This is a genomic window from Methylobacterium sp. Gmos1 (genome assembly GCF_053764715.1).
On sequence record NZ_JBSNCC010000015.1, the window covers coordinates 113,097 to 125,830 of the forward strand.

Below are 12,734 nucleotides of genomic sequence, written 5' to 3' on the forward strand. Positions count from 1 at the left end.
GGGCCTTGGCTCACGCCCCGACCAGCAGCCCCTGCCCCAGAAACCCGCCCGGCTCCGGCACGCCCGGGAGCGCGTAGAAGTACCCGCCGCCGACCGGCTTGATGTACTCCTCCAGCGGCTCGCCGTTGAGCCGGTTCTGCACCGCCACGAAGCCGGCCTCGAGGTCGGCCTGGAAGCAGACGAAGAGCAGGCCCATGTCGAGCTGGCCCGACGGGGTGATGCCGGCCGAGTAGTTGTAGCCCCGGCGCAGGATCAGGCTCGACGCCGTCTCGGGCGTGCGCGGGTTGGCGAGCCGGATATGCGCGTCCATCGGCGTGCGGCTGCCGGCCGGATCCGAGGCGTAGTCCGGCAGGGCGTGCTCGTCGGTTCCGCCCAGCGGCGCACCGCTGTCCTTGTGGCGGCCGAAGATCCGCTCCTGCTCGCGCAAGGGCGTGCGGTCCCAGCGCTCGACGAAGTTCCGGATGATCCGCACCACCTGGTAGGATCCGCCCGACGCCCAGGCCGGCTCAGGCCCCCCGGCCCGCACCCAGACCTGGCGGCGCATCAGGGCCTCGTCGCGGGCGTCGAGGTTGGCGGTGCCGTCCTTGAAGCCGAGGAAGTTGCGCACCGTGTCCTGCCCCTGGCGCTTGACCACGTGGGGCGGCAGCATGCCCTCGAGCTTCCAGCGCAGCGAGACGAGCCCCGGGGTGTGGCGGATCACGTCGCGGAGCGCGTGCAGGTTGGTCTCGGCGGTGTTGGCGCAGAATTGCAGCAGCAGGTCGCCGTGGCAGAGCCGGGCGTCGAGGGAGTCGTTCGGGAAGCGATCCATCGGGCGTAAAGCGCGCGGCTTCGCGCCCTCCAGTCCGTAGCGGTCGTCGAACAGGCTGGCGCCGACGCCGAGCGTCGCGGTGAAGTTGTCCGGCAGCACCTGCGGCCCGAGGATGCCGGAATCGGCCGGCGGCAGCCGCGGGTCGAGGGGCGGCACCGGCCCGCCGGCGCTCAGGAAGGCGAAGCGCTCGGTCAGGATCCGGAACAGCTTGGCGAGGTCGCCGCGGTCCTCGGCCAGCACGTCGAGGGCGACGACCAGGGCGGCGGCCGGCTGGGGCGTGACGATGCCGGCCTGGTGCGGGCCGTGGAACGGCTGGCGGTCGAGGGTGCCGTCGCTGGCGGAAGAGGGCGTCGCGTCGGCGGCGCGGGCCTGCGGGGCCTTGAGCGCGGCGGCGCCGGTGCCGGCGGCGAACCCGCGCAGCAGGGCGCGGCGAGAGGTGGAGAACGGGCAGGAGGCCATGGCGGTCGTCGATGAGGGGCGGTCAGTCCAGGCCGAGCTTGCCGCGCAGGGTCGAGAGGTCCTCGGCCAGCACGGTGATCGGACCTTTCAGGGCGGTGCGGTCGCGGTCGCTCAAGGAGTCGTAGGGGGCGAATCCGCCGTCCTCGGTCCGGTACTTCGCCAGCAGCGATTCGACGCGCGAAAAATTCTTCTCGGTGCGGGCGACGAAGTCGGGGTCGCGGGGTGCCACCAGGGGGCGCAGCAGGTCGAAGATCTTGCGCGAGCCCTCGACGTTGGCGTGGAAGTCCCACAGGTCGGTGCGGCTGTAGCGGTCCTCCTCGCCGGAGATCTTGGTCGCCGCGACCTCCTCGATCAGGCCGGCGGCGCCGCCGACCATCCTGGCCGGCGGGATGGTGAGATCGGCGATGCGCCGCTTCAGCTCGGAGGCGTCGGCGATGAGCCGGTCGGCATGCGCGGCAAGGCCCTCCGTACTGTTGTCGACCCACAGCCCCTTCTCGAGGCGGTGGAAGCCGGTGAAGCCCGGATCGGCCTCCTTGCGCTCGAAGTCGTCGGCGCGCACGTCCATGCTCTTGTCGAGGTCGTTGAACAGGGACGCCACCGGCTCGATGCGCTCGTAGTGGCGGCGCGCCTGCGGATAGAGCGCCTTGGCCTCGGCGACGTGTCCGGCCTTCACCGCCGCGACGAAGGCGGCGGTCTGCGTCCGGAACGCCTCGACCTCGCCCATGACGTAGAGCTTGTAGGCGGCAAGCGGGCCGACCAGCGCCATCGGATCGGGGGCGCCCGCGGCGGTGGCCGCCGCGGCCGTCACCGTGAGCGTGCCCTTCGGGTTGCTGAGCAGCCCGCAGGTCATCTCGTAGGATCCCGGCTGGAGCGTCGCCGAGAGCGACTGCACGAAGCCCGGGATGATGTTCTCCCGCTCCTCGACGATCATCGCGCCCTGGAGGATCTCCCACTCCAGCACCCGGCGGCTCTTGTTGCTGATCCTGAACACCGACTTCCCGGCCGGCACCGTGAGGGCGGCGGGCTCGCAGCCCTTGTCGGTCACCGTGACGGCGACGGGCTCGGGGCCTTGCGCCGAGGCGGCGGCGGTGGAGAGGAGGAGAAGGGCGAGGGCGGCCGGCCGGCGGGCGGTCATCGTCTTGCGTGTCCTTCAGGCGTGGCGGGGCTGGGCGGCCGGCGCCGGCCGGGCGCCGGCGAGAAAGGCCCAGAGGGCCGGGACCAGGAAGCCGAGATAGACCAGCACCTCGCCCCAGGCCGGCGCCTCCTGGTAGCCGAAGATGCCGGTGAGCAGGGTGCCGAGCACCGTGTCGGCGGGCAGGACGTGGCCGAGGTCGAAGGCGGTGGCCTGGAGGTGGTTCCACAGGCCGGCCTCGTGGAAGGCCTTGAGGGCACTCGCGAGCAGGCCCGCGGTGACGAACAGGATGAACACCCCGGTCCAGCGGAAGAAGCGGCGCAGGTCGAGGCGCACGGCGCCCTTCGCGAGCGCGACGCCGACCAGCACCGAGAGGACGATGCCCAGCACCGCCCCCACCGGCACGCCCCAGCCGACATCCTGCTGCACGGTGGCGAGGAGGAAGAACACCGATTCGAGCCCCTCGCGGCCCACCGCCAGGAATGCCATCACGGCGAGGGCGAACCCTCCCCGCGCCTTCCCGTGCCGCCCGAGCGCGTGGTCGACGGCGCCGTGCAGCTCGGCCCGCACCGAGCGGGCGGCCTTGCGCATCCAGAACACCATCGTGCACAGCATGCAGGCGGCGAGCAGCGCGATCACCCCCTCCGCCAGTTCCTGCTGCTTCTGCGGAAACTCGGCGCCGACCGCCTGCAAGCCGAGGCCGAGGGCGAGGCAGAGCAGGGCCGCCAGCACGACGCCGCCCCAGACCGCCGGCATCCAGGCCCGCCGCCCGGTCTGGGCGAGGTAGCCGGCGATGATGCCGACGATCAGGGCCGCCTCGATCCCCTCGCGCAGCATGATCAGGAACGCAATCAGCACGGGCGTCTTTCCGTAAAACGATACGAGAGAGGCCGGTGTTTAATCCAAAAGCCGGTGCGATCCTAGCGCGCCGGAACGCTTCTTCTTTATAATAACTTGAAACTGCGGCAGCCTCATCGGAGGGTCCGGCCGAGACGAGCCGCAGGCCCGGCTTCTCAGATTCGCCGCTTTCTGCGGCTACGTCGGAGCCTGCCGATCGCCGCGGTCGGCCTCGTCAACCGTGCGGATGCCCGGCTCGGTGCATGATCGGTGAGGCCCGAAGGCCCGCCCGTCGCGCCCGGACGGCGACCGCCCCGCTTCGAGCGTGTCCTTTCCGCCGATGATCCGCCTCGACAACGTCACCAAGATCTACAAGACGGACGGATACCGCCGCACCATCCTCGACCAGGCGTCGATGACGCTGAAGCCCGGGGTAAGCTACGGCATCCTCGGCATCAACGGTGCCGGCAAGTCGACGACCCTGCGGCTGATCGCCGGCTGCGAGATGCCGACGAAGGGCCGGATCATCCGCACCACCCGGATCTCCTGGCCGCTCGGCTTCGGCGGCGGCTTCCATCCGCTGATGACCGGCCGCGAGAACGTGATCTTCGTCGCCCGCATCCACGGCGAGGATCCGCGCCGGGTGCTGGCCTTCGTGGAGGACTTCGCCGAGCTCGGCGACTACATCAACGTGCCGATCCGCAACTATTCCTCGGGCATGGGCGCGCGCCTCGCCTTCGGCATGAGCATGGCGATCCCGTTCGACTGCTACATCGTCGACGAGATCACCGGCGTCGGCGACGCGCGCTTCGCCAAGCGCTGCGATGAGGTGTGGAGCCAGCGGCGGAAGAATGCCGACATCATCATGTGCTCGCACTCGATGGACACGATCCGGGACTATGCCCAGCAGGGGATCGTGCTGGCAAACGGCCGCGCCGTGATCTATCCCGACATCAACGACGCGATCGAAGTCTACCAGCGCCTGAACCAGTGAGCGCGACGCCCCCCGTCGCCCCTCCCGCCTCTTCCTTTTCCCGTCTCCCCGGCCGGCCGGTGCCTCCCGCACCCCGGCCCCGCCCAGCCGGAACTCCCCCGCCATGACGATCGACGCCCGTAATCCGGAAGGCAAGGCGCTCAGCCCCGCCGACCGCTCCCGGATGATCGGCGAGGCCCTGCGGCAGGCGGCCCGGGTGTCGCGGTTCTCGAACCCGAACAAGTCGACCATCCGGACGATCCGGGCGCAGCGGCGCCGGGACATCGTGACGCCGCTGCTGTGCCTGTTCCTGTTCGTGCTCCCGTCGCTGGGCAGCATCGGGTTCTTCGGCCTCTACCTCTCGGATCGCTACGTGACCGAGGCGCGCTTCGCCCTGCGGCCGGCGATCGGCGGCGCCGAGAAGGCGACGCCGGATTCGGTCGGCACCACCTCCAGCATCCCGGCCCAGATGATCGCCCAGGACTCGATGATCGTCGGCGAGTACATCAAGAGCCGGACGATGGTCGAGACGCTGGAACGCACCGTGCCGCTGCGCAAGATGTTCTCGCGCGACGACGTCGACCACTTTTCCCGCTTCGATCCCGAGAAGCCGATCGAGAAGCTGGTCCGGTACTGGGGCGAGCGGGTGAAGGTCGGCGTGGAAGCGTCCGGCCTGATCGAGGTCACGGTCAACACCTTCGACCCGGACGATTCCCTCGTCGTGAGCCGGGCCGTGCTGGCCGAGAGCGAGCGACTGGTCAACCAGCTCACCGAGCGCGCCCGCACAGACGCCCTGGCCGAGAGCGAGCGCGAGATGAAGCGCGCCGAGGCGAAGCTGACCAAGCTCCACCTCGCGGTGCGCGACCTGCGCAACCGGGACGGCGTGCTCGACGCCGTCAAGTCCAACGACACCAACCTGAAGATGATCGCCGAGATCCGCTCCCAGCGCATCGGCCTCGCCGTCAAGCTCAGCCTGCTCCAGCGCGACCTGCGCGACGACAGCCGCAGCGTCCAGGATCTCAAGGCCCAGATCGCCCAGCTCGACGAGACCATCGCCCGCATCGAGCGCGAGGCGGCCAACCAGGATCCAGAGCAGCGCCGGGTGCTCTCGGCCACGCTGACGAAGTTCGAGGAGCTCGACGCCGAGCGCAAGACCGCCGAGAAGTACTACGCGGCGACGATCGCCGCGCGGGAGCGCTCGCGGATGATCGCCGACCGGCAGATCGAGTTCTTCAGCATGATCGTCGAGCCGGTGCGGGCGGAATCGGCCCAGCAGCCGCGGCGCACGCTCTACATCACGATCTCGGTCGCCGCCTCGGCCCTCGCCTTCGGCCTCTCGGTCCTGCTGCGCAAGGTTCTCGCGTGATCCCGTCCGCTTGAGCCCGCCCCGGGGCGGGGTTAAGCGGACCTCGAACCCCCGCCGACCGGGCGGGGCACGGAACCATCATGCTCTCGCCTGCGCCGTCCGGCTGGACCCTGTTTCGCAACCGCGACTTCCGTCTCTTCGGCGGCGCCCGCTTCCTCACCGGGCTCGCCTACCAGATGCAGGCGGTGGCGGTGGGCTGGTTCGTCTACGACCTGACCCGCAGCGCGCTGGCGCTCGGCTTCGTCGGCCTCGCGAGCTTCGCTCCCGCGATGCTCGGCGCCCTGGTCACCGGCCACGTCGCCGACACGTTCGACCGGCGCCGGGTCGCGGCGATCTCCTACGGGCTCCTGGCGCTCGCCGGCCTCGGCCTGATGGCGCTGGCGGCCTCCCATTCCACCCCGGTCTGGCCGGTCTACGCCCTGATGGTGCTCGTCGGCACCGCCCGCGCCTTCGCCAACCCGGCGAGCCAGGCGCTGCTGCCGACCCTGGTGCCGCGCGAGCAGTTCGGCAGCGCCATCGCGCTGAACTCGTCGCTGTGGCAGAGCGCGTCGGTGACCGGGCCGGCCCTCGGGGGCCTGCTCTACGCGCTCGGGCCCGCCGTGGTGTTCGGGCTCGCGGCCGCCTGCTTTGCCTGCGCGGCTGTCAGCATCGTCGGCATCCGGCCGCCACCGACGGCAGCGGTGACTCACCGGCCCGCCGTGACCTGGGCGACCCTGCTTGCCGGACTGACCTACATCCGCTCGCAGCCGGTGGTGCTCGGGGCCATCACCCTCGACCTCGTGGCGGTGCTGCTCGGCGGCGCCACCGCGCTGCTGCCGATCTTCGCCCAGGAGGTGCTGTTCGTCGGGCCGCTCGGCCTCGGGCTCCTGCGCAGCATGCCGGCGCTCGGCTCGGTCGCGACCGCGATCCTGCTGGCCCACCGCCCGCTCACCCGCGGGGTCGGCCCGCGGCTGCTGATCGCCGTCGGGGTGTTCGGCCTCGCGACGATCGGCTTCGGCCTCTCGACCTCGCTGCCCCTGTCGATGGCCTGCCTGTTCGTGACGGGCGCGGCAGACATGGTCAGCGTCTACGTGCGCCAGAGCCTCGTCCAGGGCGAGACGCCGGACGCGATGCGCGGCCGGGTCGCGGCGGTCAACACGGTGTTCATCGGCGCCTCGAACGAGCTCGGCGAGTTCGAATCCGGCACGCTAGCGGCGTTCATCGGGGCGGTGCCGGCGGTCGTCGTCGGCGGCGTCGCGACGGTGGCGGTGGCGGCGTTGTGGGGACGGTTGTTTCCGGCCCTGCGGCGTCGGGACCACCTCGTCACCTGACGCCCGAGCCGGATTCCACCACCGGCAATCCGGATCGCTGGTCGCGGATCACAGGGGCACGTGCCGGCCGCCAGGCTACCGCTTCCGGACCCTTCCCCGCCGAGCCCGTACCTGCGCAGGGATATCCGGGGCGGGAGAGGATAAATGTCCCGCTTGCCGGATTGTCCCGAAGTAAATTCCGTTCACATAACTTTCCGGAATCGCGTTTTCGCGCTAGGGCTTCGTCATGGCTCGCCGCGTGACGTACCAGATCTTCGACATGCCGGATGGACGATTTTCCGTCACGGTGACGATCGAGCCGGACAAGACGATGGTTCGCACCGGCTTCGCGACCCAGGCCGAGGCCGATGCGTGGGTCGAGGACCTGCGGGCGATCATGGCGGCCCTTGGCGCGCCGGTCGCCCTCGCCTTCCCCGACTACCCCGGATCGCTACCCCTGAACGAGGTGCTGACCTTCATCCGGACGGCGCCGTCCGAGACCGAGTGATCGATCCCGGCTTCCGGCGCGTTGCGCCGGTGGTCGCGACCTCGCGGGGCGAGCGCGGCCTTCCTGCGCCATCCCCGGCGGTGCTCCGCGAGGTCAGGCGCCGCTCGCCGGATGCAGCGACAGCACCCGCCCCGCCCGTTCCCGCATCGGCGTCCCGTCCCGCCGGCAATCCGCCACCGCGGCGCGCGCCGCATCGACCGCCAGGATCAGCGCGCTCATCGTGCGGATATCGGTGGAGTGCGCGCGCGCATGGCGCACCACGTCGATGACGAGGCCGTCGATCTCGACCGCCAGGGCCTCGAGGGCGGCCGGGTCCTGCGTCGCGCGGGCCTCGATCAGGATGGCGAGCAGCCGGTCGAGGACCGCGTCGATGCGGGCGCGCTGCTCGCGGGCGAGGCGCTGGCCGATCCAGGCTACCGCCGAGCCGAGGCCGCCGCCGAAGAACGCCACCAGGTAGACCCAGTCCTCGTAGCGCTGCAAGAAGGTCTGCTGCTCGCGCTCGTAGTAGTCGACCGCACCGGGATGGATCGGCAGGCGCGCGCTCGTCGCCTCGGCGGCGCTGTCGAAGTCCGGCGCCTTCATCAGGTTGGCGGTCGGCACCATCGCGGCCAGCCGCGAGCGCAATTCGAACAGGTGCTGGGTCACGCTCGCGGCGGTGTCGCGGCTCAACGAGGCGCGGGCCATCAGCCGATAGGAGGCGCCCACCGTCTTCACCTCGTCGTCCGGGCGCTTGGGGCGACCGCCGAAGGTGCCGGCCGCGATGGACACGGCCTGCAATTCGGGCAGGCGCTGCACGATCGCCTCGCCGTCGGGGATCGCCACGATCGTCGCGCCGTGACTGGCCGAGGCCGCCTCGACCGCCTGGACCACCCGGGCGGCGGATTTCGCCGATGGCGCGGCGATCACCGCCGCGGCGTCGATCCGGTGCTCGGCGAGCGCCGCCGCGACCTCGGAAGCGCGCAGCGGCACCAGGGCGACGCTGCCGGCCGCCGCCGGCAGCGTGCCGCCCGGATCGGCCGGGGCGGGCGCCGCGCCGGCGGGCGCCGGGGTCAGGGCGTAGTAGGCGAGCAGGCTCGCGACCAGCGGCTGGTCGGCGCCGTGATGGGCGACGAGGCCGAGCCGCTTGCCGGCGAGATCCGAGAAGGCCTGGATGCCGGAATCCGGAGGGGCCGCCACCACCAGCGCCTCGTCGTGCAGTACCGCGAGCGTCAGGCCGTTCTCCGGCAGGCGCACGTCGGGCCGCACCACCGCGAGATCGGCCCGGCCGCTCTGGAGCGCCGCGGCGCTGTCGCGCACGTCGTCGTAAGGAACGACCTCGAGGCGTATATCCTCGCGAGCGCGGGCGAGCGCGTCGGCATAGGCCTGGATCAGGTGGGTCTCGACCCGGTCGCGCGGGCCGACGGCGACCCGCAGGGTCGTCGGCCGCGATAGGTAAAGCACCGCGCCGGCCACCGCCCCGAGGGCGAGGGCGACCAGGAGGAAGAAGGATTCACGCTTGTGCAGAAACGCCGGCATCACCCCTCGCGCGGGCCCGGGGCGGACGCCTCCGCCGGGACGGAGGCGATCCGGGACGGCGCCGATGAACCCGGGCGCGATGGCGGTTTGAGGGCGGCGCGGCCGATCACGCCGGCCTATCTCGAACGGGCGGCCCTGTACTACCTGGAGCGCTACGGCGCCTCCGCCGAGATGCTGCGCCGGGTGCTCAAGCGCCGGGTCGAGACCCGCTGCCGCCTGCGCGGCGAGGCGCCCGACGACTTCTCCGAGATGGTCGAGGCGGTGGTGGCCCGCGCGCTCGGCGCCGGCCTCGTCGACGATACCGCCTTCGCGGCCGCCAAGGTGCGCTCCCTGCGCCGCCGCGGCGGCTCGGCCCGGGCGATCGGGGCCAAGCTCGCCGCCAAGGGGGTCGACCGTGAGACGGTGGGCGCGGTGCTCGCCGTGGAAGAGGAGGGCGGCGAGGACGAGGCCGCCCTCGCCTATGCCAGACGGCGCCGCCTTGGGCCGTACCGCGCACCCTCCGCCCGGGCGGCGGCGCGCGAGCGCGACCTCGCCGCGATGGCGCGGGCCGGATTCCCGTTCGCCCTTGCCCGCCGGGTGATCGACGCGGAATCCGAGGATGACCTCGGCAAGGATGACGCCGGCACGGATGACCTTGGGACGCGCTGACCTACCTGTGGGCGTGAGCGGCGGCCTTTGACGGCTCCGCCGATGTCGGGGCCGCCCTCGCGCGGCCTCTTCCACGTCACGGGAGACGAGCATGAACCGCAAGGCGAACGCCGTTTGGCAGGGTAGCGGCAAGGACGGCAAGGGGCAGCTGACCACCCAGTCGGGCGTGCTGTCGAGCAACCCCTACGGCTTCAATACCCGCTTCGAGAACGAGCCGGGCACCAACCCCGAGGAGCTGATCGCGGCGGCGCATGCCGGCTGCTTCACCATGGCGCTGGCCTTCCAGCTCCAGGGCGCCGGCTTCACCGCCGACGAGCTGCGCACGGAAGCCGTGGTGAGCCTGGAGAAGGATGGCGACGGCTTCACCATCACCGCCTCGGCCCTGACCCTGACGGCGAAGATCCCGGGGATCGACCAGGCGAAGTTCGACGAGCTCGCCGGTGTGGCCGAGAAGAACTGCCCGGTCTCGAAGGTGCTCAACGCCAAGATCAGCCTGAAGGCGACGCTGCAGGGCTGACGGTCGCGGGGCGTCCTGCCGGGCCAGGCCGGGCGCCCCCGTTTGCGGCATCCTCCGCGGCCCCGGAGTGATACGGAATCCCGAAGATCCCTTCTGGATTTCGTATCACCAGCCCGCGCGGCGCCTGAGCGAAGCCGAAATCCGCATTGCGAAGCAATCAGTCGGATTTCGCATGACGACGGAGTTACGTCAGACCCTCGAGCCGAGAACCTCGTCCAGTCCCTCACAGCATGCTGGGCAGGATCCGGTCCGGCGGCCGGTGGCCGTCGAGGAAGGTCTTGATGTTGATGATGACCTTCTCGCCCATGTCGACGCGGCTCTCGTGGGTGGCCGAGCCCATATGGGGCAGGAGCACCACCTTGCCGGCCTTCGCGAGCTTGACGAGGCGCGGGCTCACCGCCGGTTCCTGCTCGAACACGTCGAGGCCCGCACCCGCGATGTCGCCGGCCTCGATCAGGCGGGCGAGCGCGGTCTCGTCGATCACCTCGCCGCGGGCGGTGTTGACGACGACCGCCTCGGGCTTGAGCAGCTTCAGGCGCCGGGCCGAGAGCAGGTGGTAGGTCGCCGGCGTGTGCGGGCAGTTGACCGACACGATGTCGACCCGCGCCAGCATCTGATCGAGGGATTCCCAGTACGTCGCCTCGAGGTCGCTCTCGATCCGGGCGCCGACCCGGCGGCGGTTGTGGTAGTGGATCGAGAGGCCGAAGGCCTTGGCGCGGCGCGCCAGCGCCTGGCCGATGCGGCCCATGCCGACGATGCCGAGCCGCTTGCCGGTGATGCGCCGGCCGAGCATCCAGGTCGGCGACCAGCCGCCGGACCAGGCGTCGTCCGGGATGATCCGGGCGCCCTCGGTGACCCGGCGCGCGACCGACAGGATCAGCGCCATCGTCATGTCGGCGGTGTCCTCGGTCAGCACGCCCGGCGTGTTGGTGACCGTGATGCCGCGCTGGAGCGCCACCCCGACATCGATGTGGTCGACGCCGTTGCCGAAATTGGCGATCAGGCGCAGGTTCGGGCCGGCCTGGGCGAGGAGCGAGGCGTCGATCTCGTCGGTCACCGTCGGCACCAGCACGTCGGCCTCCTGGAGGGCCTGCGCCAGGGCGCCGCCGGTGAGCGGCGCGTCCTCGTGGTTGAGGCGCGCGTCGAACAACTCGCGCATGCGCGTCTCCACGACGTCCGGCAGGCGCCGGGTGACCACCACGAGCGGCTTGCGCTTCAACGACATGATCCCTCCCCTGCCGCGGGCGGGCCTCCCGGCCTGCCCCCGCGGCCCCGACACGCGATACGGGCGCCCGCGCCGCCCGAGATTAAGCGACGCGGCGGCCCGGCGAAAAGCCCCGCCTTGGTGCGGACCCCGGGGCGTCGTTACGCCCCGTTAACCATGATCCGGCGATAGGGGCCGGTACGCCCCTCGATCCGGCCGGGGCTCGACGCCCGGCGGCCTCTCTAGCAGAGGCGATCGGGAAGACAATCCGCGCCGCTTCCCTGAAGGGAGACCGACCGCCGATGCTCCACCCGCGCCTCCTCGCCGCCCTGCTGCTCGCCGCCCTGTCGGCGCCGGTCCTGCCGCCACCCGCCGCCGCCGCGCCGCCGACCCCCGCCGCCAACCCCGCCCCCGGCGAGATCGGCGTCACCATCGGCCCGGCGACGAAGCTGCCGCTGCCGCGCTACGTCAGCCTGAAGACCGACCGAGTGAACCTGCGCGAGGGCCCGTCGAAGGACCATCGCACCCTGTGGGTGTTCCAGCGCGCCGGCCTGCCGGTCGAGATCATCGCCGAGTTCGAGACCTGGCGCCGCATCCGCGACTCGGAAGGGACCGAGGGCTGGGTGCTGCACTCGCTGCTGTCGGGCCGACGCACCGCGGTGGTGCTGAACCGCGGCGCCGACAAGGGCGCCCCGGTGCCGCTCTACGATCGGGCCGACACGGCAAGCGGCGTGGTGGCGCAGCTCCAGGCCGGCGTGATCGGCAGCGTCAAGACCTGCGACGGCACCTGGTGCCGCCTCATCGTGGCCCTGCCGCAGAAGCGCGGCGACGTCGACGGCTACATGCGCCAGGACCGGCTCTGGGGCGTCTACCCGAACGAGAAGGTGGAGTGATACGATCGCCGGAAGATCCCTTCCGGTCACCGCATCACCAGCCCGCGCGGTGAAGCCGTAGGCTTCACACGCTTGAGCGAAGCCGACGTCCGCATCGCGATTGCGATCCGGCAGGATCGCCTGAAGCGATCAACCGGAAATCGGTCGTATGACGCGCCCCTGTCATGACGCGCGAAGGCGCGCCCGCCGGGCGGAGCGAACCGCCGGACGAGCGCGCCGGATCAGCCTCGAGAGCCGAGCAGGACGGCTCAGCGGGCGTGGTGGTGACGGTGCATGCGGCGGTGCTTCATCATGCGCTTCTTGCGCATCATCGGCTGCATGGTGGCGCGGGGCGCGGCACCCATGGCCGGCGCGCCGCCGGGGGCGCCCATCTCGCGCTGCACGCCGCCGAGCGGGCCGCCGGCCTGCGAGCCCGAGTTGTTGTAGGGCGAACCGCCCTGGGCGAAGGCGGGAACGGCCGCGACGGTGAGGACGGCGGCGACCAGGGCGGACGTGATGATCTTCATCGGGCACCTCGAAAGGTAAGGCCAGCCCGTCAGTCGGGCCGTGCAGAGAAGACGCGCACGGCCTCGTTTGGTTTCACGG

13 protein-coding genes are annotated in these 12,734 nt (G+C 71.5%); 7 read left to right on the top strand and 6 right to left on the bottom strand.

Going from position 1 to position 12,734, the window contains the following annotated elements; translation table 11 throughout:
• Window positions 1-10: 10 nt before the first annotated feature.
• From efeB to efeU, 3 genes are read right to left on the bottom strand one after another with little or no spacing between them, the layout of a single operon-like run.
• Window positions 11-1,267 (bottom strand): iron uptake transporter deferrochelatase/peroxidase subunit, encoded by a 1,257-nt coding sequence (gene efeB / locus ACS5PV_RS24035; RefSeq protein ID WP_455397864.1) that lies wholly within the window; start codon window positions 1,265-1,267, stop codon window positions 11-13.
• Window positions 1,268-1,289: 22 nt separating this feature from the next.
• Window positions 1,290-2,402, bottom strand: coding sequence for an iron uptake system protein EfeO (gene efeO / locus ACS5PV_RS24040; protein WP_455397865.1), 1,113 nt, complete (start codon window positions 2,400-2,402; stop codon window positions 1,290-1,292).
• Window positions 2,403-2,417: 15 nt separating this feature from the next.
• A complete protein-coding gene (gene efeU / locus ACS5PV_RS24045) occupies window positions 2,418-3,257 on the bottom strand; it encodes an iron uptake transporter permease EfeU (protein WP_455397866.1) in 840 nt (279 codons plus the stop codon).
• 319 nt (window positions 3,258-3,576) lie between these two features.
• Between efeU and ACS5PV_RS24050 the strand changes: the two genes are divergently transcribed.
• The 4 genes from ACS5PV_RS24050 (at window position 3,577) to ACS5PV_RS24065 (ending at window position 7,372) form a co-directional block, all read left to right on the top strand.
• Window positions 3,577-4,230 (top strand): ABC transporter ATP-binding protein, encoded by a 654-nt coding sequence (locus tag ACS5PV_RS24050; RefSeq protein WP_455397867.1) that lies wholly within the window; start codon window positions 3,577-3,579, stop codon window positions 4,228-4,230.
• A 103-nt stretch (window positions 4,231-4,333) separates the two neighbouring features.
• The gene (locus ACS5PV_RS24055; protein WP_455397868.1) at window positions 4,334-5,575 is read left to right on the top strand and encodes a capsule biosynthesis protein; all 1,242 of its coding nucleotides are present in this window, start codon (window positions 4,334-4,336) and stop codon (window positions 5,573-5,575) included.
• Between the two features lie 80 nt (window positions 5,576-5,655).
• Entirely contained in the window at window positions 5,656-6,885 is a 1,230-nt protein-coding gene (locus ACS5PV_RS24060) for an MFS transporter (RefSeq protein WP_455397869.1), read from the top strand.
• A gap of 226 nt (window positions 6,886-7,111) precedes the next feature.
• Window positions 7,112-7,372 carry a hypothetical protein gene (locus ACS5PV_RS24065; protein WP_455397870.1) on the top strand — a complete coding sequence of 87 codons (261 nt, stop codon included), beginning with the start codon at window positions 7,112-7,114 and terminating at the stop codon, window positions 7,370-7,372.
• A 93-nt stretch (window positions 7,373-7,465) separates the two neighbouring features.
• Here ACS5PV_RS24065 and ACS5PV_RS24070 read toward each other — a convergent pair whose 3' ends face one another.
• Window positions 7,466-8,887, bottom strand: a complete 1,422-nt coding sequence (locus tag ACS5PV_RS24070) for a TAXI family TRAP transporter solute-binding subunit (RefSeq protein ID WP_455397871.1) — start codon at window positions 8,885-8,887, stop codon at window positions 7,466-7,468.
• Between the two features lie 48 nt (window positions 8,888-8,935).
• Between ACS5PV_RS24070 and ACS5PV_RS24075 the strand changes: the two genes are divergently transcribed.
• On the top strand, window positions 8,936-9,535 hold the full coding sequence (locus tag ACS5PV_RS24075) for a regulatory protein RecX (protein ID WP_455397910.1): 600 nt from the start codon (window positions 8,936-8,938) through the stop codon (window positions 9,533-9,535).
• A gap of 91 nt (window positions 9,536-9,626) precedes the next feature.
• Window positions 9,627-10,052 carry an OsmC family protein gene (locus tag ACS5PV_RS24080; RefSeq protein ID WP_455397872.1) on the top strand — a complete coding sequence of 142 codons (426 nt, stop codon included), beginning with the start codon at window positions 9,627-9,629 and terminating at the stop codon, window positions 10,050-10,052.
• 223 nt (window positions 10,053-10,275) lie between these two features.
• On the opposite strand, the gene ACS5PV_RS24085 is transcribed toward ACS5PV_RS24080, so the two are convergent.
• Window positions 10,276-11,277 (bottom strand): 2-hydroxyacid dehydrogenase, encoded by a 1,002-nt coding sequence (locus ACS5PV_RS24085; protein WP_455397873.1) that lies wholly within the window; start codon window positions 11,275-11,277, stop codon window positions 10,276-10,278.
• 281 nt (window positions 11,278-11,558) lie between these two features.
• On the opposite strand from ACS5PV_RS24085, the gene ACS5PV_RS24090 reads away from it, so the two are divergent.
• Window positions 11,559-12,149 carry an SH3 domain-containing protein gene (locus ACS5PV_RS24090; RefSeq protein ID WP_455397874.1) on the top strand — a complete coding sequence of 197 codons (591 nt, stop codon included), beginning with the start codon at window positions 11,559-11,561 and terminating at the stop codon, window positions 12,147-12,149.
• A 248-nt stretch (window positions 12,150-12,397) separates the two neighbouring features.
• Here ACS5PV_RS24090 and ACS5PV_RS24095 read toward each other — a convergent pair whose 3' ends face one another.
• Window positions 12,398-12,655 (bottom strand): hypothetical protein, encoded by a 258-nt coding sequence (locus ACS5PV_RS24095; protein WP_455397875.1) that lies wholly within the window; start codon window positions 12,653-12,655, stop codon window positions 12,398-12,400.
• Window positions 12,656-12,734 lie beyond the last annotated feature (79 nt).